Raw genomic sequence first — 19,013 nt, 5'->3', positions numbered from 1 at the left:
GTTCTCACCCCAACGTACCCGAAGGGTACACTCCGCTCAGTCGATCAGATCGAGTTCACGCATCCGGTCGAAGACCAGCATCGACCCGGGTGCGACATCGGGCATCGCCGCATACTCGTCGCGGGTAAAGTACCGGATCTCCGCAATCTCGCTGGTCGCGACCGGTTCCGATGCCAACTCGGCCAGAAAGCAATTCATCCGCAAGCCGGTGCCCTGTGGGTGCCCCCAGGCGGCACACTCGAAGACTCCGAGCAACTCCAGCGAACCGTCGAGGACGGCTGCATCGAGTTCCTCGCGAACTTCCCGATGCAGCGCGTCCTCGGCGCTCTCACCCGGATCGATCTTTCCGCCGGCCATATAGAACACCGACTTTCCTGCCGACCTGGCCTGAATCATCCGACGATCCCGCACGAACGCCAGCGCAGCAGTCCTGATCACATTTCCACTCACGCGTTGCCCATACCATTACCAGCCAAAATCTTGTCGAGACGTTCGTAACCCTCTTCGACGCCTTGTGCCATCCCGCTCTCGACCATTCCGTCGCGCCCTTCCTGCGACGGATACACACTGTGCACTTCGATGCGCGTTCGACCGTTTCCGAGATCGACGAAGGTGATCGATTCGATGCTCACGACGTCGGGGTAGCCCTCGAATTCGAAGGTCTGGATGGCGAACTCGTTCTCCCGCACCACATGAAAGACACCGTTGAAGGTGTACTTCTCACCTGCCGGGTTGGTGTGCACATATCGGTAACTGCCGCCCGACTCGAATTCGTACTTCTCAATCTGCATGTCGTAGCCGTGCGGTCCGAGCCACTGCCTGATCAGCGCCGGTTCCTTGTGGGCACGAAAGACCGATGCGACGGGCGCGTCGAACTCGCGGGTGATGTCGATGAACGGGACGCCCTCGGGGACGGAGATGGTGACGGGATTACTCATCGGGTTCCTCCTTCATGTTTGCCAGCAGCGAATCCAGCCGCCGGAATTGTTGTTCATGAATGGTTCGGTACCGGTCGATCCACGCGGTCATTTCCTCCAGATGCGCAGCATCGAGATGGACCGGCCTGCGCTGGGCATCTCGGGAACGAGTGACCAACCCGGCTGACTCCAGTACCGCGATGTGCTTCGAGACGGCTTGCTTACTGATGTCGAACGGCTCGGCAAGATCGTTGACGGTTCGCGGGCCGCCACTGAGCCGAGCGACGATTGCGCGCCGAACTGGATCGGCAAGGGCCATGAAAGCTTTGTCCAACCGATCGTCGTCACCGTCCGTGATAATCAACCATCTCCTTTATCAATGAATCTGTTGATTACAGTACCCGGATTGTTCGAACCGTCAAGACCCCTTCCGCACCGGGTAACGGCGTTGCGCCCGTGCAAAGTAAGATCGAGCCAATCCATCTCGTCGGCCGCGAACACGGCTCACGAGTGTTCTCGATAATTGCTCGACTACTCGACGCCGCCCCACGACCACCGTGTCTCCCTCTCAGGCGACACGACCCGAGACGACGGAGTAATTTTTTGCTCGCTATCTTGTTGGCGCACACGGTCGCTGCCGTGTTTGCGCCCCTTGCGGTCCGGAATTGGGGCCGCAACGCTTTCTTCCCGCTCGCACTGGTTCCATTGGCGAGCCTCATCTGGGTCTTCGCGAATTGGAATACCGAGCAGACGCTGAGCATCCAATGGGTTCCCGGACTGTCGATGAACTTCGACATGCGGTTCGACTCCCTTGCCGCGATCATGTCGCTATTGGTCCTCGGCATCGGGGCGCTGATTCTGCTCTACTGTGCACGCTACTTCGAGGACGACGAACCTCGCCTCGGAATCTTCGCTGCGGAGATGGTCGCCTTCTCCGGCGCGATGTTCGGACTCATCACCAGCGACAACATGTTGGTGCTGTACGTCTTTTGGGAAATCACGACAGTTCTGTCGTTCTTGCTCGTCGGCCACTATGCCGAGCGGGCCTCGTCTCGACGTGCGGCGACTCAGGCTTTGCTCGTCACCACCGCAGGCGGCCTTGCGATGCTCGTCGGCATCATCATCCTGGGTCAGGTCGCCGGAAGCTACAGCCTCTCCACCATCATCGCCGACGCGCCCGGCGGGTGGCTTGCGGGTGTGGCCGTCGTACTGATTCTCATTGGCGCGCTCAGCAAATCGGCCATCGTTCCGATGCACTTCTGGCTGCCAGGGGCAATGGCAGCACCGACTCCGGTCAGTGGATATCTGCACGCCGCGGCCATGGTGAAGGCCGGTATCTATCTCGTAGCTCGCATGGCACCGGGTTTCGCAGACTCAGGGCCCTGGCGGGCGACGGTCATCTCACTCGGTCTGGTGTCGATGATCCTGGCGGGCTGGCGTGCGCTACGTGCCTTCGACCTCAAGCTCATCCTCGCATTCGGTACGGTCAGTCAACTCGGATTCCTGATGGTCCTCGTCGGGATCGGCACCGAACAAGCGATGCTCGCAGGCCTGGCCATGGTCCTGGCTCACGCCATGTTCAAAGCGACGCTCTTCATGGTCGTCGGCGTCATCGACCACACCACCGGAACACGCGATATCCGCAAGCTCGCGCACCTCGGTAAGAAGGTGCCGATACTGGCAGGCATCGCGGCACTCGCCGCGGCCAGCATGGCCGGACTGCCGCCGTTCCTGGGCTTCGTCGGCAAAGAAGCGGCCCTGTCGGCAGTGATCGGCACCCCTGTTCTCGATCCGACCGTCAGCATTCTCGTCGTCACCGCAATGGTGATCGGGTCGATGCTGACGGTGACGTACAGCATCCGCTTCGTGTGGGGCGCGTTCGGCCGCAAGCAGCTCAAGCGTCCGAGCCCGGCGGTGAAGAAGATGCATCAACCAGCCGCTCTCTTCCTGGCCGCTCCCGCATTCCTAGCGGTTCTCGGACTCCTCGCAGGCATCTTCTCCCCGGTCGTCGACGCCATTGTGAGCCCCTACGCTCGTACGACGCCGTCCTACGGGCAGGCGTCGTACCACCTTTCTCTGTGGCACGGATTCAATCTGCCGCTCGGACTGACGGTGATCGTCGTGAGCGGAGGCGTGGCCCTGTTCATCGCCCATCGAGTTCTGAACCGGCTCAAGTTCGAGCATCCACCGCTCGGCAACGCCGACCGCGTCTACGACGCCGTACTCAAGGGGATGGACACTCTGTCTATCCGATTGACCGGTTCCACCCAGCGCGGGTCCCTGCCGGTCACACAGGCAACCATCCTTCTCACCCTCGTTCTGCTGCCGATGATCGTGCTGGCCGTCGGCGACGTGCCGGGCCTGAACTTCAAGCTTTTCGACACCCCGCTGCAGATGGTGGTGGCACTGATCATGATCGCCGGGGCACTCGGCGCGACGGTCATGCGTAACCGTCTCGCCAGCGTGCTCCTCGTCGGAGTCACCGGATACGGGTGCGGCATCATCTTCGCCATCCACGGCGCTCCCGATCTGGCCCTGACACAGTTCCTCGTCGAGACACTGACCCTCGTCGTCTTCGTTCTGGTACTACGCAAACTGCCTGCCGAGGTCGACGACCGCGGATCTGCCGGTTGGCGTATCCCACGTGCGCTGCTGGCAATTGCCGTCGGCGCCACGGTGACGATCCTGGGCGCGTTCGCGATGAACGCCCGCAACAGCGAGCCGCTGTACCTGCAACTCCCCGACGCCGCCTACCTACTCGGCGACGGTAAGAACATCGTCAATGTTCTCCTGGTCGATATTCGCGCCTGGGACACCCTCGGCGAGATTTCGGTATTGCTGGTCGCAGCCACCGGCGTCGCGAGTCTGGTGTTCCGAAACCGGCGGTTCGGCACCGCTCCACGCGTGTCCGACGCCCCTGCCAGCAGTTCCGAAAGCGGAGTGGGCTCGGATACGACCTGGTTGCTCGGGGGCGATCTGATCGACCCGCGGCATCGTTCACTGATTCTCGAAGTCACCACTCGCCTGGTCTTCCCGACGATCATGGTGATGTCGGTGTACTTCTTCTTCGCCGGCCACAACGCGCCGGGTGGAGGTTTCGCGGGCGGTCTGACGGCCGGTCTGGCGCTCGTACTCAGATACCTTGCCGGTGGGCGATACGAACTGGGTGAAGCGGTGCCGATCGACGCAGGCAAGATCCTCGGTCTCGGGCTCATCTTCGCCGCGGGCACTGCCGTGACGTCGTTGTTCCTCGGTGCCCCCGCATTGTCCTCCGCCACCTTGGAATTGACCCTGCCGATCCTCGGTGACATCAAAATTGTCACTGCCTTGTTCTTCGATCTCGGTGTCTACCTCATTGTCGTCGGTCTCGTACTAGACATACTGCGCAGTCTCGGCGCTCGTCTCGACGCTCAGGTGGAAACCAAGAAGCAGGTGAACGCGCGATGACCGCAAATCTCGGAATGCTGATCATCGTCGGAGTACTCGTCTCGTGCGGGGTGTATCTACTCCTCGAGCGTTCGATCACCAAGATGCTACTCGGGCTGCTTCTGTTCGGCAACGGAGTCAACATCCTGATCCTCACCGTCGGCGGCCCCCCAGGCAATCCACCGATCGTGGGGCGCGGCACGGCCATTCACGAGCAGATGGCAGATCCGTTGGCACAGGCGATGATTCTGACGGCGATCGTCATCACGATGGGCATTGCCGCGTTCGTGTTGGCGTTGGCGTACCGCTCGTTCACGCTCAATACCAAGGACGACGTCGAGAACGACCCAGAGGACACCAAGGTCTCCAAGCGTCGATCGGTCGCCGACGCACCGGACCGCGACCGCTCCGACGACCCCGTCACCGGCGAGCCGAGTTTCAGCGGCGACGCCTTCGACTCACAGGGAAACCCGATACCCATCGACGAATTGAAGAATATCGAAGATCTGGAATGTTACGAGGACCTGCACGAAGGCGATTTCGACGATGATGACGACGAACCCGAGGTGCAAGGTCTGGACGGGATCGACAGTGCCGTCAAAGATACGACCCCAGTAGAGAAAAGGACGAAGAAGAAGGGGAATGCAACATGACCCTTCCCGCGGGCACAACCGATGTTCTCACCCCTCTCCCCGTCCTCATCCCCATGATTGCTGCGGCCTTGACGCTCGTGCTCGGCCGTCGTCCACGGGCCCAGCGTTTCATTACCGTCGTCGCATTGACCGCGGTCGTCCTGGTTTCCGGTGCACTTCTCTATCTAGCCGATCGAGACGGAGCCACCGCGCTGCAGGTCGGTGGCTGGGATTCGCCCATCGGAATATCGCTGGTGGTCGATCGATTGGCCGCGATGATGCTGGTGGTCAGCTCGATCGTGTTGCTCGCCGTGATGGTGTACTCGATCGGTCAGGGTATTCGTGACGGCAGCGACAACCAGCCGGTGTCGATCTTTCTGCCCACCTACCTGGCGTTGACAGCAGGAATCTGCAACGCTTTCCTCGCGGGCGACCTGTTCAATCTGTATGTCGGATTCGAGGTTCTGCTCGCCGCCTCGTTCGTGCTGTTGACCCTCGGTGCCAGCGCGGACCGCGTCCGCGCCGGCGTCTCGTACGTCATGGTCTCGATGGTGTCTTCGTTGATCTTCCTGGTCGGAATCGGGCTCGTCTACGCCGCCACCGGCACGCTCAATCTTGCCCACATGGCGACTCGTCTCGAAGACATCCCCACCGGAACCAGAACTGCGATCTTCGCCGTCCTCCTCGTTGCCTTCGGGATCAAGGCCGCGGTATTCCCACTCTCGACATGGCTTCCCGATTCGTACCCGACCGCTCCGGCCCCGGTCACCGCGGTCTTCGCCGGATTGCTTACCAAAGTCGGTGTGTACGCGATCATCCGCGCGCATACTCTGCTGTTTCCCGACGGCAGTCTCGACAATGTGCTCATGGTGTGTGGTCTGCTCACGATGCTGGTCGGCATTTTGGGCTCGATTGCCCAAAGCGACATCAAACGTCTGCTCTCGTTCACGCTCGTCAGCCACATCGGATACATGATCTTCGGTGTCGCACTGTCGACTCAGTCAGGCCTGTCCGGCTCGATCTACTATGTAGCGCACCACATTATCGTGCAGACGACGCTGTTCCTCGTAGTCGGGCTCATCGAGCGTCAGGCCGGATCCTCGTCGCTACGACGGCTCGGCGGACTGGCTGCGGCGAGCCCCGTGCTGGCCATCGTCTTCCTGGTCCCGGCATTGAATCTTGGTGGCATTCCACCGTTCTCGGGCTTCATCGGCAAGGTCGCATTGCTGCAGGCGGGTAGCGCAGACGGCAGTGTTCTCGCCTGGATACTTGTCGCGGGTGGCACGGTCACCAGTTTGCTGACGCTTTACGTCATCGCTCGTGTCTGGACGAAAGCATTCTGGCGAGCGCGGGCCGACGCACCCGAAGGTGACCTGGCCGATCACAGCCCTTCGGCGCTACTGGACGACTCGACGGATATCGCTTTCGGTGACCGCGAGGATGTCGGACGCATGCCGGCGTTCATGCTCATCCCGACGATCGGTTTGGTCATCGTCGGTTTGGCACTGACAGTGTTCGCCGGTCGGATCATCGACATCAGCGATCGTGCGGCAGCGGATCTACGAGACAGGTCGGTGTACATCGACGCGGTACTCGAAGCAGAATTCGTGGGCGATCGCGCTGCCGAAGCAGCGGAGGGCAAATGAAGTACATGAATCGCTTTCTGCTCCTGCGACTCTGGACACTCGCCTGGCTGACCTCGGTGTGGGTCCTGCTGTGGGGCAGCCTCTCTCCAGCAAATGTGCTCGGAGGAATCGTCGTCGGACTCGGCATCATGCTGCTCTTGCCGCTCCCCAAGGTTCCCGTCGAGGGCCGCGTTCACGTCCTGTCGGTGTTCAAGCTCATTTGCGTATTCTTCTATTACGCAATCGCATCGAGCTTCAGTGTCGCGTGGCTGGCAATTCGACCGCAGGCCCCGCCCATCACCGGCGTCCTACGGGTCCGCATCGCGATCAAGTCGGATCTGGTGCTGACACTGTGTGTGGACGCACTCAATCTCATTCCCGGAACGATGGTTCTCGAGATCGATCAGACGCGCAGGCTCGTCTACGTCCACGTCCTCGACATGGGTAGCCAAAAGGCAATCGACGCCTTCTACCGGTCCGTTCGACTACTCGAAAAGTTGTTTATCGCTGCATTCGAGCGCGACTCCGATTGGAAGCCGAGCCCCTTGCATTTTCAGGAGTACCAGCGGTATCACGGTGTTCTCGGCGATGACATCGCTACGCCGGTGGAAGTTCGGGACGACAAGCGGATCGATGACGAGAGAAAGGGCGACTGGTCATGAACGTGGTTCTCGTGATCGCGGGCGTGCTGCTGATCTCTGCAGCCGTCATCACCACCTATCGACTTCTCGACGGCCCCGGCACTCTTGATCGCCTCGTAGCGATGGACTCGATTCTGGCGGTGTCGATGTGTGGGCTGGCCCTGTGGTCGGTCCACAGCCTCGACACCACGATCGTGCCGGCCATCGTCGCGCTGTCTCTGGTGAGTTTCATCGGGTCGGTCAGCGTCGCGCGATTCCGAGTGAGGGACGAATGAACGCATTCTTCGAAGTAATTTCGGCTGTTCTGATCTTGATCGGGTCCACGCTGGCGTTCACCGCAGCGATTGGGATCGTTCGGTTTCCGGATACTCTCTCGCGCATGCATGCTGCGACCAAGCCGCAAGTCGTCGGACTGATTCTCGTACTGACCGGCGCTGTCATCCAACTGCGCGGCAATGTCGACATCTGGATGCTCGTTCTGGTCGGCGTGTTCACCTTGGCGACCGCTCCGGTCATTGCACACATCGTCGGTCGTGTTGCCTATCGCGAGCAGCGTGGCCGCGACGGTCTGCTGGTCGTCAACGAGATGGAGCCCGACGAATCGGATCCTCGCTAAGGCTGCGTCCACCCCAGTTGGCCATCGCGGTACCGGGCGCGGCAAAGAAGGTCGCGTAGAACATCACGACAACCGAGCCCATCAGCAGCAGGATCAGCGGACCGAACAACTCCGGATACGTCGCGAAGGGGACGGCCAGATAGCGGTAGCTCGACAAGAGCACCAGCAAGGTCACCGTCCCGTACGAGACCAGCCGGGTACGGCCCCGGTCCCAGCCTCGTTCGGGGTCACGCAGGATCGTTTCGAGAATCAGACACAGAACGACGCCTGCGACGAGGTCGACTCCGTAGTGATAACCGAAGCCGAGCGTCGCGGCCAGAGTGCCCACCAACCACGTCGTGCCGCCGAGCCGAAGCCACCACGGGCCTCCGCGTGAATGAATGAACAAGCTCAATGCCCAGGCCGTGTGGAGGCTCGGCATGCAGTTGCGCGGTGTCGAGGAGTCGAACGGAATGTCGGACGGTGAGGTGTCCATTGGAACTATCGTCGGCCAGAAGTCCCCGATTTCGAAGCCTTGCCCGGCCGAACCGTAGGCGAACATCGGACCCACCACAGGGAACACGATGTAGATGATCGGCCCGACAAGGCCGATCAGCAGAAACGTGCGAACCAGATTGTGCCTCGGCCATGGGCGTCCCGTCGCAACACCACGTAGTTGATAGATCGCGATGGCGATCGCGGCGACCGGGAGTTGGATATAGATCCAATGGAGGACCGCATACGCGGGTGGGCCGAGTGCTGTGAGGGCAGTACCGACGACCCACGACGGGTTTCCGAGCGCGTGATCTGCCAGCTGGGCGTACTCGTCGAGTACGTTCGGCCGGACGAGAGTGGTGATCTGTAGCCAAGCGTCTCCGGCCTTCGAGGCGAGGATCAGCAAGCCGCCGAGGCACACGGATTTGATTCCGTGACTGTCCCGGGTCCACACCGTGTAGACCGCGAGGCCGACCAGGATTATCACCGCGCCGTTGCCGACGGAGAATGGAAGCCCGGATTCGGCCCTGCCGACAGCGAAGACGATGTCGATAGCGACCGCGAGCGCCAACGACCATAATCGGACCCGATTGTTCACACCGACGAGTCCGAGGATCAGACCGGCCCACGGTAGTGACATCGATTTGGGCGTACCGGCGACATCGTTCCAGATACTCGCGAACGGGCCGGGGAATCCGTTGTGGGTTGCAGCGAGCTGCAGAAATCCGAGGAACGCAGCTACCGCCGCCGCACCGACACCATAGAACCGTAAGGAATTCGGTACCGCCCCGTGGGCGGAGCCGTCCCCCTCTTCACCCGCACGCACGCCGCTAATAGTAAACGGTGAATGAACAACTATTTACAGTGAGCTGTCACGCTCGGAGATCGGCGACCAACGACGCCACGACGGCTCTGAGATCTCCACCGGATTCTGCGGCGATCCGGCGTTGCCGTTGATACGACGCTCCCAGACGTGGAATGTCGGCGACAGCGGCCAATTCGTCGGCGCATCCGAGACGCACCGCGGTCGGGGTCAACTTCTCGAGCAAATCGTGCAGATCGTCGGTGACCAGTCGCTCGTTGCTGTCCGCATCGAGAATGATTTCGGCGTCGAGGCCGTACCTCGCTGCCCGCCACTTGTTCTCCTGTACGTGCCACGGCGGCATCGTCGGGAGCGTCTCGCCGGCTTCGAGACGTTCGTCGAGGTTCACGATCAGACAGTGCGTCAGCGCTACCAGTGCCGCGAGTTCACGTTTGGTGGCCGTCCCGTCGCACACCCGTACCTCGATGGTTCCCCACTTGGGGGCCGGTCGGATGTCCCAGTGCATTCCACCGAGCTGCTCGATGACACCGGTTTTCATCTGGTCACGGACGAAGCCCTCGAATTGCCCCCAGTCCTCGAACTGGAATGGCAGTCCTGCCGTCGGAAGCTGTTGGAACATCAGTGCCCTGTTGCTTGCATAACCGGTATCCGAACCGGCCCAGATCGGTGACGACGCCGATAGTGCCAACAAATGTGGATATTGCAGGAGCAGCGAGTTCAGGATCGGAAACACTTTGTCGGGCGAGGACACTCCGACGTGAACGTGCACTCCCCAGATCAACATCTGACGGCCCCACCACTGGGTCCGCGCGATCAGTTCGTCGTAGCTGGGTGAGCGAGTGAGCACCTGTGTCGACCACTCTGCGAACGGGTGCGTCCCTGCGGAGAACAGATCTATGCCGAGTGGGTCCGCCGCCCGGCGAACGAGATCGAGGGATTCGCCGAGATCGTCCATGGCCTCACCGACGTTCTCGCACACTCCGGTGACGAGCTCGACGGTATTGCGCAGCAACTCCTTGGTGACGCGTGGCGTCCGATCACCCGACAGCTCCGTGACACCGTCCATAACCTCCTCGGCCGAGTTGACCAGGTCGAGAGACTCCTTGTCCACGAGCGCGATTTCCCATTCGACGCCGAGCGTGGGTCGTGGGGAACTCTCGAAGTGGATGGCAGGAGCGGAGCCTGCGGAGCGACCGGATACTGCAGGAGCGGAGCCTGCGGAGCGACCGGAGACTGCAGGAGCGGAGCCTGCGGAGCGACCAGAGAGGTTGGGTGTCTTCGGAGAAGTCACCTAGTCGATGACCGCGCAGGCCACACGACCGCCGGCGTCACCGGTCATCAGTGTGTTGGTATCGGGCACCGCAGCGCCGTCGGGCAGGGTGTATCGCGATGGAATGTTGGCGAAGTTGTCTGCCCCGGCGTGGATGACGACTGCGCGGCCGCCCTCTGCCTGCAGATCTTCGAGTGTGACTGAGTCCGTCGTGGTGACCAATTCGGCGGTGCCGTCTTCGCGGACCTGCAGTGAGGTCAAGTCGCCGCTGGAAGGGTGCTCGGTGCGGCCGTCGACCTGGAGGTGTCCACCTGCGGAGAGGAAGTTACCGGGTTCGCCGCCGGTAGGCGCCACGGAGTTCGCCTCGCATTTGCCGACGGTGTGAATGTGCAGACCGTGAAATCCTGGTGTCAGGCCTTCTGCGTCGACGGTGATGCGGAGGTGGCTTCCCTCTTCGACGATCGAGACGGTGCCGACATCTGCGCCGGACGCGTCCTTCAGCGATGCCTCGATATCCCCCGACCCGACGGGCGCATCTGCTGGGACGGCCTTGGCGTTCGGATCCTCTTTGCCGGTCCACACGGCGGGCGTCGTGCCGGGGACGTCGGAGGCAGTCTCGGGAGCACCGCATGCAACCAAGCCGAAAGCCGCGAGGGCTACAACTGGGGTCGCGAGGCGCCAGGTTCGGCTCACTGGCCGAGCGATACGAATCGGTGCCATGAAATTGCTCCTTCGAAGGGCAGGCTGGGCGGTTGTGTCGATCATAACTATGGCCGGTAGTACTACCGGCCCAAGGGTTGACACTTACTCGGTCACGACGACGATGACACCTTCACCGAAACTCGACAAAGTCGTCGGTCGGGGGAATGCAGCGACGCCGAGTTCAGTCGATATCTGTTGGGCAGCGGCCTGCGCACCCGGCGACTTGTCGTAGTAGACCGTGGTTTGTGCAATCTGCGACTCTGAGAAATTGCCGGTCTCCGCGATATTCCAGCCTTCAGCGGTGAGTGTGGCAGCTGTTCCGGCGGCGAGACCGGATACGTTGCTGTTGTTGAGAACGCGAACTTCGACGTCGGTCGGTTCGCCGGTGGGAGTCGGCGCGGAGGAAGCTGGGGCCTGTGCTGCGGCGGGAGGCTGCGCTGCGGCGGGAGGCTGCGCTGCGGCGGAGCTGGCCGGAGCCTGCTGCGCGGCGCTGCTCGTCGCCTGTGCCGCTGGTTCCTCGGTCTCGTCCGAACCGGTCAACGACAGTGCCCCGATTGCTGCGAAGAGAATCGCCAGCGAAATCAACACCATTGCCAGAGCGCGGAGCGGAGGGCCGGACGATTCCGGATTGGGACTGCTCACACTCGAAGACACTAGTTGATCGCGGCTCTACCTCTAGACTTCGAAGCCCAGTCTGCGTGCCGCGCGAGCCTTCTGCCTGCTCGCGCGCAGGCGCCGCAGCCTCTTGACCAGCATGGGGTCGGCTGCGAGGGATTCAGGACGGTCTACAAGTGCGTTGAGGACTTGGTAGTACCGGGTGGCGGACATGGAGAAGAGTTCCTTGATCGCCTCTTCTTTGGCGCCGGCGTACTTCCACCACTGGCGTTCGAAGGACAATATGTCGTGCTCGCGACGAGTCAGCCCGTCTGCTCCGACCTCGTTCAGATCTTCGGAGCTTTCGGATTGCGGAGCCTGGTCCGAGTCACGCGCTGCTGCGCCGTCCATCTCACTCCTCGACTTCATCTTTTACCCGCATCGGCTGCGGATCCACGTTCGGTGCCGCATTGCCTGCCAAGATTCAACGGGCTCGCCCGACTTAGCGTCACCCATCTGGCCTGACAGACGGAGGCCCAGCGAATTACACACGTGTAGTTCGGTACTGATTCAACCATGGTAGGCGTGCCACACGCCGTGTACGGTGTCTGCGGCGAGTCGCGTGGGTGGCGGCTCCGGCTCACCGTGTGTCGGCGACTCTGCACGGGGACACTATTCTTCTCGACCATGGCAATTCTTCCCATCCGGATCGTCGGAGATCCGGTTCTACACACCCCGACGGACGCTGTCACGCAGACACCTGCCGAGCTCGCAGACCTTATCGCGGATATGTACGAAACGCTCGACATCGCAAACGGTGTCGGCCTAGCTGCCAATCAGGTCGGCATCCCGCTACGCCTATTCGTCTACGACTGCCCTGACGAGGGGGCCGACGGCAAGCTCGTCCGCCGAAAGGGCGAGGTGATCAACCCCGTGCTCGAGACTTCGGCCATCCCCGAGACCATGCCCGATCCCGAGGACGACGACGAAGGCTGCCTGTCGGTACCCGGCGAGCAGTACCCAACCGGGCGTGCCGACTGGGCTCGGGTCACCGGCACCGACGCGAACGGCGAACCAGTCGACATCGAAGGAACCGGTTTCTTCGCGCGCATGCTTCAGCACGAGGTCGGTCATCTGGATGGGTTCCTCTACGTCGACGTTCTGGTGGGCCGCAACGCCCGCGCAGCCAAGAAGGCCATCAAACGTGCAGGCTGGGGCAAACCGGGCCTGAGTTGGATACCGGGAACCGTCGAGGACCCGTTCGGCCACGAGGACGATTGAGCTCGTGACCGTCACGCCCGGCACCCGCATCATGTTGCGGTATCGGCTTCCACCGGGTTACAGCCATCCGATGACCGACGTCATCGGTGAACTGGTCGAGGCAGACGACGCCGTCGTAGCCGTTCGGGCCGGGGACGGTCGCGTCATACGGGTGGCCCGTGATCGCGTCGTGGCGATGAAGGCCCTCGGTCCGCGACCGATCAGAACCTCGGAGATCAGAGCACTCGAACGTGCTGCTGCCGATGGGTGGCCGGGCCTGGCGCAGGCATGGATCGGCGGATGGCTGCTGCGGTACGGCCGCGGGTTCACTGGCCGAGCAAACTCTGCCGTTCCGGCCGAACCGCACGCCGACGAGTCCTCACTCGGTGAGATCGCCGCATGGTTCCGCGACCGCGGACAGTGGCCGAAGTTGTTGTTGCCCGATCGTCTCGGCGCAGTGCCCGCAGGTTGGACAACGGGCTACGAGGTCATGGTGATGGCCGCGGACATCACCACCCTCGTGGTGCCGTCCGACTCGTCAACAGTCATCACCGCCGCTCCCGACGAGGACTGGCGGAAGTTTTATCACTACCGCGGACGTCCCGTCCCCGAGGATGCAATGGACGTCGTGTCGGCCGTCCGCGACGGGGTTGTCGGTTTTGCGCGGATCGGCAGTTCCGCGACGGAAATGCTGGCCATCGGACGTGCAGCCGTCACCACGGCCCCCGATCTGCGACGCTGGGTCGGATTGACGGCGATCGAGGTCTCCGAGGCTCATCGACGACACGGGGTCGGGACGCGCATCTGCGGTGAACTCCTCGCATGGGGAGTGGGTCAGCGAGCAACTCACGCCTACCTGCAGGTGGCGACCGACAACCTCGGGGCCCTAGCGATGTCTCGGGAGCTCGGATTCGTCGAGCATCACCGGTATCGATACGCCGAGCCACCTCGATGACCCACACACACACACACACACACCGCACACCGCTGGGCCGACGGTCGGCGCTCGGTTAGGGTGTGTGCCGTGCGACTGGCTACTTGGAATGTGAACTCTGTCCGCTCTCGGCAGGACCGAATCGTCGATTGGCTGCAAAGATCCGATATCGATGTCCTGGCTATGCAGGAAACCAAATGCAAGGACGAGCAGTTTCCGTACGAACGATTTCGCGAAATCGGGTACGAGGTCGCTCACGACGGCCTGAGCCAGTGGAACGGCGTCGCGTTGCTCTCCCGCGTCGGCCTGGAAGATGTGCAGATCGGTTTCGAGGATCAGCCCGGTTTCAGCAAGGATCCGGAGATCGAAGCGGTGCGAGAAGCTCGCGCAATCGGGGCAACGTGCGACGGCGTCCAGGTGTGGAGCCTCTACGTTCCCAATGGCCGGGATCTTGCCGATCCGCATTACACGTACAAGCTGGAGTGGCTGGCCAAGCTACAGGCCGATGCGCAGGCATGGTTGTCTGTGGATCCGGAGGCTCAGATCGCGTTGGTCGGAGACTGGAACATCGCCCCCACCGACGCAGACGTGTGGGATCCGGAATTGTTCGAGGGCAAGACTCACACGTCGCAGCCCGAGCGCGATGCATTCGAGGCGTTCGTCCAAGCCGGATTCGCCGAGGTCACACGGCAATTCACATCAGAGCCGCGAACCTTCACCTACTGGGATTACACGCAGCTGAGGTTCCCGAAAAAGCAGGGACTGCGAATCGACATGGCGCTGACCTCCCCCGCGCTCGCATCTCGCGTCTCCGGCGCATCCATCGATCGCGAAGAGCGCAAGGGCAAGGGCGCCAGCGATCACGCGCCCGTCATCCTCGACATCTCCTGACCCAGGGCTAGTCGACCAGCCTGACTCAGGACTAGTCGACCCGGCCTGACTCAGCGCTAGGCGACCAGGTCGAGAAACTCGGGATTTCGCGCGAGGTATCGCCTCACGTACGTGCAGATCGGGACTATCCGCCATTGGCGGTCGCGTGCGGTGTTGAGAGCCCCACGAACAAGCACAGCTGCCCACCCTCGATCACTGAAGTCTTCTTTGACCACAGTGTGCATGAAGGCGACGGCGCCTTCGTTCGCGTCTCGATACCCGAGGATTCCGACGAGTTCTTCGCCGACGAACAGGTCGAACCGATTGTGCGCTGTGTTGTCTTCGATGCGCACCGCCGCGGTGACGGCGGCCGCAGAAGTCAGGTCGATGCGACTGTGATTCATATCACCATGAGACCAGTAGTCGGGCCGATTGGGGACGGAACAGAGTAATTCGACTCAGGCAAGGTGAAACCGTTACCGCTACAGCGGAACGACGACGTCGGAGTAGTCGGGGTTGGCGGTGACGAATCTTTGTACATAAGTACAGACCGGCTTGACCTTCCAGCCGTAAGACCGAGCGCTGTCGAGCGCCCTGCGAACGAGAACCGCTGCGAGGCCCTGATGTCCGAAGTCTTCAGTGACCACGGTGTGCATGAACGATACGACGCGAGTGCGAGAACCACGTTTGAACGATCCCTCGACTTCGTAGTAGCCGATAATCCCCACCAAGTCGCCATTCAGCCTCAATTCGAATCGATTCTGGTCCGTATTGATGGACACCTCTGCACTGGGTGAGCTGGCGAGCATAGGTCACCTCCTTTGCTGTGTAAGACGTGAATGAAAAGTTCGAGTTGTTACTAAGATGTGACCTGCACCACTATTAAACAGGTCCACACGAGGCTTGTCATCCTTTTGCGCGAACAGACCTTCGGTTACGTAGGTATGCAACGCCGTCACAACACCCCGGCTGGTAGCCGTCATATAGGCAGCCACTATCTCATTGTGAATCAACAACATTCATGCCCATGGGCACATCTACGACGACCGCGTGGGCCGTTGCCGGTACTGTCACCTCTCGTGAAGCTCCTACCGCTGACGCCCGACGGATCCACCCCCGTCCGAGCGCTGACGATCGCCGGCACCGATTCAGGCGGCGGGGCGGGTATCCAAGCCGACAGTCGGACGATGGCACTGTGCGGCGTCCACGCCTGTGTTGCCGTGGCCGCGGTCACCGTCCAGAACACCGTCGGTGTTTCCGGTTTTCACGAGATCCCACCGAGTGTCGTCGCGGATCAAGTTCGCGTCGTGGTCGGTGATATCGGAGTCAGCGCGGCAAAGACAGGGATGCTCGCCTCCACGGCCATCATCGAGGCCGTCACCGCTGTCTGCACAGAGGTAGGAATCGGCCGCGATCGGCCGGTGCCATTGCTGGTCGACCCGGTCTGCGCGTCGATGCACGGTGATCCGTTGCTGCACGAGGAAGCCCTCGACGCAATCCGCACGACGCTCTTCCCCATTGCCACGATCGTCACTCCCAATCTCGATGAAATCAGGTTGATCACCGGGATTGTCGTGGTCGACGACGACTCCGCACGTCGCGCAGCCGAGGCTCTGCACCAACTGGGCGCCCAGTGGGCCCTCGTCAAGGGTGGCCATCTCCGCACTTCGGACAAGAGCACGGACATCTTGTACGACGGCGACACATTTCTCGAGTTTTCCGGCCCTCGCATCGACACCGGAAACGACCACGGTGGGGGCGACACACTAGGAGCGGCCATCACCTGCGCGTTGGCGCACGGGTACTCCGTGCCCGATGCCGTCGCGTTCGGCAAGGAATGGGTCACTCGGTGCCTCGAGGCGGCCTACCACCTCGGCGCGGGTCACGGCCCGGTGTCACCGCTGTGGCGACTGCACCACACGGAGAATGCGTAGATCTTCGGGGACACCGCTGAGCTTGGGTGCGAAGAAGCCGCGGCGATAAGGCCGAGTAGCCAGTCCCAGTCGCTCCAGCGTCTCGGGGGGCATCGCATCGACCGACGGTTGCGAGATCATCAGATTCCCGTCTCCGCCGGTTTGCATCACGCGAGCGGCAACTGTGACGTCGACACCGAGCCAGTCGGATCCGATCTGCCGCGGGCTACCGGTATGAATACCGACGCGCATCGTCGGGGTGTATCCGTCTACGTCCACCTCGGCGAGGGCTGCACGTGCCGCTATCGCAGCTTCCAGCGCCCTCTCGGGCCGTGAGAACACGGCCATGACTCCGTCGCCCAACCGCTTGACGACGTGCCCACCGGCGACCTCGATGGCGGGTTCGATTGCCTTGGACACCTTGCGCAGTAGCGTCAGAGTGCCGGTATCGCCCGCCACCAGCGACCACGTCGAAAACCGGACGAGGTCGGTGAAGAGGATGGTCATCTCGCGCTCGCCACGGCCGTGGCCGGTTCGTTCGAGCACTGCCTGCCACAGTTGAAGTGCACCCAAGCCGACCTCGCGGGATGCTCCAGGTTCGTCGTCGAGAAATTTGTCTGCGACGCGTGCCACCGCCAGCGCAGATCCGGGCCCCGTGATCGACAGCGGATCGCCGAAGGACGGATCACCGGGAAGTAATCGCCGTACTCTGCGCACCACGTCGACCACAGCGGGGCGTCGGTTGACGCCCCGGATCCACTCGGCGGTCGACGCCACGTACGGATTCACGAAATCAACTGTAAACGATAGTTATACATACTTCATTCGCCCGACCGCGCCTCGGTACGTGCCGCACCGGATGGAACACCGTTCGGGCCGTCGATCTCCTGCGCGAAAGTTCCGATACCGAACGCGACCGCCGATGCATTCGAACCCAAAGCAGCTCGGTCGATATTGGCGAGGGTGTCTTCGGCGGTGTGGTAATTCTGGTCGAACGTTTCCTCGGCCGTCCCACCCCACTTGGCCGCCTGCTCGGCAGACTTCGTCTCGTCCGCACCGCTGAACACTCCCCCGGACGGAATGCCGACGTCGATGAACGGGCCGTAATCGGAGCGGCCGTCGAAGTCGGTCCCGTCGGCGGCGATGCCCTCTTGCTGCAGACGCTCGAGGAATACCCGCTCGATCCCTTCCGATCCCGGCGGTCCCGCCGGAGCGCCGACCTTGTCCGAGTCGTCGCCGTCGTAGGCGAGGTAGCCGGCGTTGTGCGAGGCGATCATGTCGAAATTGAGATACAGCGCAATTGCCGCTTCTTCCTCCTCGTTCAGCCCCTCGACGTATTTGGTCGACCCCACGAGCCCCGGCTCCTCGGCCCCCCAGAACGTGAAACGCACGGCGTTGGTGATGTCCGGTTCGCTTCCCATCTTCAGGGCCGTCTCGAGAACCGCAGCTGTGCCACTTCCGTTGTCGTTGATGCCCGGCCCCTCGGTAACACTGTCGAGGTGAGCGCCCGCGACGACGACGTTCTCGGTGCTGCCCGTCTTGGTTTGCGCAATGATGTTGCGACTCTTGGTGGTTGTAGTTTCGGTGTCGAGAGTGAGCGTCAATTCCGGCGCCGACGCCACGATCGGTCCGTCTTCGGCGCTGACGCCACCGGCAGGAATCTTCGCGATGTCGGCGCTACCGAGCGTGCCGCCGTCGAGCGGTCCTGGCTCGTTGTTCACCACGATGATCGCGACAGCACCCAGCTCTGCTGCGACGGTCTGTTTCGCGCCGAACGGACACACGCCCCGGTCGACGACGACGATGGCACCGGACACCTCGAGACCGTCGTAATCTGTTGCTTCGCAACCAGGTGAACCGTCGGCCGGGGCGAGAACCACCCGTGCGGTGATGCCGTCGGATGGAGACGACGGTGAATAGGTCAGAGCGCTGACCGAGAGCTGCTGATCGCCTGCAGAGAGCCGTTGGGTGTCGGCGGTGAATTGATCGAACTCGAATTCGGGTGTCTCCACCGCGAATCCGGCGGACTCGAGCTGATCGACGACGTAGTCGACACTTGCGTCGTATCCAGGAGTACCCGCTGCGCGATTCCCGTTGTTGTCGGTGGCAATTCGCTCGAGTTGTTCCAGGTGAGCGATGACGCCCTCCTCGGTGACTGCGTCGGCAAGCCCCCGGCCGTCTGCTGTCGCAACCGGGGTAGGAGCAGCCATGGCCGGTTGATCCTCATCCGAAGACGAGGAACAACCGGCCACCACGAGCATGCCTGCTGCGAAACCTGCCAGAAGGGTTGTCCGTCGCATGCATGCACCTTAACTG

22 protein-coding genes are annotated in these 19,013 nt (G+C 62.0%); 10 read left to right on the top strand and 12 right to left on the bottom strand.

All coding sequences use genetic code 11. From position 1 onward, the window contains the following. Positions 1-36 precede the first annotated feature (36 nt). The 3 genes from O1W68_RS14490 to O1W68_RS14480 are packed head-to-tail and all read right to left on the bottom strand — an operon-like array spanning position 37 to position 1,236. Positions 37-450: an NUDIX hydrolase gene (locus O1W68_RS14490; RefSeq protein WP_256895551.1), complete on the bottom strand. Its 414-nt coding sequence runs from the start codon at positions 448-450 to the stop codon at positions 37-39. Then, positions 447-938, bottom strand: coding sequence for an SRPBCC family protein (locus O1W68_RS14485; protein WP_269304640.1), 492 nt, complete (start codon positions 936-938; stop codon positions 447-449). Before O1W68_RS14485 ends, O1W68_RS14490 begins: the two co-directional genes overlap by 4 nt. Beyond that, positions 931-1,236 carry an ArsR/SmtB family transcription factor gene (locus tag O1W68_RS14480; protein ID WP_084346409.1) on the bottom strand — a complete coding sequence of 102 codons (306 nt, stop codon included), beginning with the start codon at positions 1,234-1,236 and terminating at the stop codon, positions 931-933. The genes O1W68_RS14485 and O1W68_RS14480 overlap by 8 nt, the downstream gene beginning before the upstream one ends. 284 nt (positions 1,237-1,520) lie before the next feature. On the opposite strand from O1W68_RS14480, the gene O1W68_RS14475 reads away from it, so the two are divergent. From O1W68_RS14475 to mnhG, 6 genes are read left to right on the top strand one after another with little or no spacing between them, the layout of a single operon-like run. Next, positions 1,521-4,364: a Na+/H+ antiporter subunit A gene (locus O1W68_RS14475; protein WP_269304636.1), complete on the top strand. Its 2,844-nt coding sequence runs from the start codon at positions 1,521-1,523 to the stop codon at positions 4,362-4,364. Beyond that, entirely contained in the window at positions 4,361-4,996 is a 636-nt protein-coding gene (locus tag O1W68_RS14470) for a Na(+)/H(+) antiporter subunit C (RefSeq protein ID WP_269304635.1), read from the top strand. Before O1W68_RS14475 ends, O1W68_RS14470 begins: the two co-directional genes overlap by 4 nt. Continuing rightward, on the top strand, positions 4,993-6,621 hold the full coding sequence (locus O1W68_RS14465) for a Na+/H+ antiporter subunit D (RefSeq protein ID WP_269304633.1): 1,629 nt from the start codon (positions 4,993-4,995) through the stop codon (positions 6,619-6,621). Before O1W68_RS14470 ends, O1W68_RS14465 begins: the two co-directional genes overlap by 4 nt. Before the next feature lie 5 nt (positions 6,622-6,626). Beyond that, positions 6,627-7,262 carry a Na+/H+ antiporter subunit E gene (locus O1W68_RS14460; protein WP_269305352.1) on the top strand — a complete coding sequence of 212 codons (636 nt, stop codon included), beginning with the start codon at positions 6,627-6,629 and terminating at the stop codon, positions 7,260-7,262. Then, entirely contained in the window at positions 7,259-7,516 is a 258-nt protein-coding gene (locus tag O1W68_RS14455) for a monovalent cation/H+ antiporter complex subunit F (RefSeq protein WP_269304631.1), read from the top strand. Before O1W68_RS14460 ends, O1W68_RS14455 begins: the two co-directional genes overlap by 4 nt. Continuing rightward, positions 7,513-7,857, top strand: a complete 345-nt coding sequence (gene mnhG / locus O1W68_RS14450) for a monovalent cation/H(+) antiporter subunit G (RefSeq protein WP_186627709.1) — start codon at positions 7,513-7,515, stop codon at positions 7,855-7,857. The genes O1W68_RS14455 and mnhG overlap by 4 nt, the downstream gene beginning before the upstream one ends. Here the strand turns inward: mnhG and O1W68_RS14445 are convergent. The 5 genes from O1W68_RS14445 to O1W68_RS14425 all read right to left on the bottom strand — a co-directional run bounded on the left by O1W68_RS14445 (position 7,820) and on the right by O1W68_RS14425 (position 12,131). Then, positions 7,820-9,157, bottom strand: coding sequence for a phosphatase PAP2 family protein (locus O1W68_RS14445; protein WP_269304628.1), 1,338 nt, complete (start codon positions 9,155-9,157; stop codon positions 7,820-7,822). The two genes, mnhG and O1W68_RS14445, sit on opposite strands and share 38 nt — an antisense overlap. Positions 9,158-9,203: 46 nt before the next feature. Then, entirely contained in the window at positions 9,204-10,322 is a 1,119-nt protein-coding gene (locus O1W68_RS14440) for a glutamate--cysteine ligase (RefSeq protein ID WP_269305349.1), read from the bottom strand. A 123-nt stretch (positions 10,323-10,445) separates the two neighbouring features. Further along, positions 10,446-11,144, bottom strand: coding sequence for a superoxide dismutase[Cu-Zn] (gene sodC, locus O1W68_RS14435; RefSeq protein WP_269304626.1), 699 nt, complete (start codon positions 11,142-11,144; stop codon positions 10,446-10,448). Between the two features lie 84 nt (positions 11,145-11,228). Further along, a complete protein-coding gene (locus tag O1W68_RS14430) occupies positions 11,229-11,768 on the bottom strand; it encodes a LytR C-terminal domain-containing protein (RefSeq protein ID WP_269304625.1) in 540 nt (179 codons plus the stop codon). A gap of 33 nt (positions 11,769-11,801) precedes the next feature. Further along, positions 11,802-12,131 (bottom strand): DUF3263 domain-containing protein, encoded by a 330-nt coding sequence (locus O1W68_RS14425; protein ID WP_269305347.1) that lies wholly within the window; start codon positions 12,129-12,131, stop codon positions 11,802-11,804. A gap of 276 nt (positions 12,132-12,407) precedes the next feature. On the opposite strand from O1W68_RS14425, the gene O1W68_RS14420 reads away from it, so the two are divergent. The 3 genes from O1W68_RS14420 to O1W68_RS14410 all read left to right on the top strand — a co-directional run bounded on the left by O1W68_RS14420 (position 12,408) and on the right by O1W68_RS14410 (position 14,805). Further along, positions 12,408-13,001, top strand: coding sequence for a peptide deformylase (locus O1W68_RS14420; RefSeq protein ID WP_269304623.1), 594 nt, complete (start codon positions 12,408-12,410; stop codon positions 12,999-13,001). Between the two features lie 4 nt (positions 13,002-13,005). Then, positions 13,006-13,935, top strand: coding sequence for an N-acetylglutamate synthase, CG3035 family (locus O1W68_RS14415; protein ID WP_442972371.1), 930 nt, complete (start codon positions 13,006-13,008; stop codon positions 13,933-13,935). Between the two features lie 69 nt (positions 13,936-14,004). Beyond that, positions 14,005-14,805 carry an exodeoxyribonuclease III gene (locus O1W68_RS14410; protein WP_269304621.1) on the top strand — a complete coding sequence of 267 codons (801 nt, stop codon included), beginning with the start codon at positions 14,005-14,007 and terminating at the stop codon, positions 14,803-14,805. A gap of 56 nt (positions 14,806-14,861) precedes the next feature. Here the strand turns inward: O1W68_RS14410 and O1W68_RS14405 are convergent, their stop codons facing one another. Both O1W68_RS14405 and O1W68_RS14400 read right to left on the bottom strand, forming a co-directional pair. Continuing rightward, on the bottom strand, positions 14,862-15,188 hold the full coding sequence (locus O1W68_RS14405; protein ID WP_269304619.1) for a GNAT family N-acetyltransferase: 327 nt from the start codon (positions 15,186-15,188) through the stop codon (positions 14,862-14,864). A gap of 78 nt (positions 15,189-15,266) precedes the next feature. Next, positions 15,267-15,593: a GNAT family N-acetyltransferase gene (locus O1W68_RS14400; protein WP_269304617.1), complete on the bottom strand. Its 327-nt coding sequence runs from the start codon at positions 15,591-15,593 to the stop codon at positions 15,267-15,269. Between the two features lie 270 nt (positions 15,594-15,863). Here O1W68_RS14400 and thiD point away from each other — a divergent pair, with 270 nt between their 5' ends. Then, positions 15,864-16,718 carry a bifunctional hydroxymethylpyrimidine kinase/phosphomethylpyrimidine kinase gene (thiD, locus tag O1W68_RS14395; protein WP_269304615.1) on the top strand — a complete coding sequence of 285 codons (855 nt, stop codon included), beginning with the start codon at positions 15,864-15,866 and terminating at the stop codon, positions 16,716-16,718. On the opposite strand, the gene O1W68_RS14390 is transcribed toward thiD, so the two are convergent. Both O1W68_RS14390 and O1W68_RS14385 read right to left on the bottom strand, forming a co-directional pair. Further along, entirely contained in the window at positions 16,680-17,486 is an 807-nt protein-coding gene (locus O1W68_RS14390; protein ID WP_269304612.1) for an adenylate/guanylate cyclase domain-containing protein, read from the bottom strand. The genes thiD and O1W68_RS14390 overlap by 39 nt on opposite strands. A gap of 32 nt (positions 17,487-17,518) precedes the next feature. After that, positions 17,519-18,997 carry a M28 family peptidase gene (locus O1W68_RS14385; protein WP_269304611.1) on the bottom strand — a complete coding sequence of 493 codons (1,479 nt, stop codon included), beginning with the start codon at positions 18,995-18,997 and terminating at the stop codon, positions 17,519-17,521. Positions 18,998-19,013: the final 16 nt, after the last annotated feature.

The organism is Rhodococcus sp. H36-A4 (genome assembly GCF_027158005.1).
Classification (GTDB): domain Bacteria; phylum Actinomycetota; class Actinomycetes; order Mycobacteriales; family Mycobacteriaceae; genus Rhodococcoides.
Note: the sequence above shows the minus strand (reverse complement) of the source record. Positions and strands in the feature narration are given on the sequence as shown.

Coding starts and splice junctions, on each gene's coding strand:
- O1W68_RS14485 (WP_269304640.1), bottom strand. CDS start 938: ATGAGTAATCCCGTCACCATCTCCGTCCCCGAGGGCGTCCCGTTCATC.
- O1W68_RS14480 (WP_084346409.1), bottom strand. CDS start 1,236: ATGGCCCTTGCCGATCCAGTTCGGCGCGCAATCGTCGCTCGGCTCAGT.
- O1W68_RS14470 (WP_269304635.1), top strand. CDS start 4,361: ATGACCGCAAATCTCGGAATGCTGATCATCGTCGGAGTACTCGTCTCG.
- O1W68_RS14465 (WP_269304633.1), top strand. CDS start 4,993: ATGACCCTTCCCGCGGGCACAACCGATGTTCTCACCCCTCTCCCCGTC.
- O1W68_RS14460 (WP_269305352.1), top strand. CDS start 6,627: ATGAATCGCTTTCTGCTCCTGCGACTCTGGACACTCGCCTGGCTGACC.
- O1W68_RS14455 (WP_269304631.1), top strand. CDS start 7,259: ATGAACGTGGTTCTCGTGATCGCGGGCGTGCTGCTGATCTCTGCAGCC.
- mnhG (WP_186627709.1), top strand. CDS start 7,513: ATGAACGCATTCTTCGAAGTAATTTCGGCTGTTCTGATCTTGATCGGG.
- sodC (WP_269304626.1), bottom strand. CDS start 11,144: ATGGCACCGATTCGTATCGCTCGGCCAGTGAGCCGAACCTGGCGCCTC.
- O1W68_RS14425 (WP_269305347.1), bottom strand. CDS start 12,131: ATGGACGGCGCAGCAGCGCGTGACTCGGACCAGGCTCCGCAATCCGAA.
- O1W68_RS14420 (WP_269304623.1), top strand. CDS start 12,408: ATGGCAATTCTTCCCATCCGGATCGTCGGAGATCCGGTTCTACACACC.
- O1W68_RS14405 (WP_269304619.1), bottom strand. CDS start 15,188: ATGAATCACAGTCGCATCGACCTGACTTCTGCGGCCGCCGTCACCGCG.
- O1W68_RS14400 (WP_269304617.1), bottom strand. CDS start 15,593: ATGCTCGCCAGCTCACCCAGTGCAGAGGTGTCCATCAATACGGACCAG.
- O1W68_RS14385 (WP_269304611.1), bottom strand. CDS start 18,997: ATGCGACGGACAACCCTTCTGGCAGGTTTCGCAGCAGGCATGCTCGTG.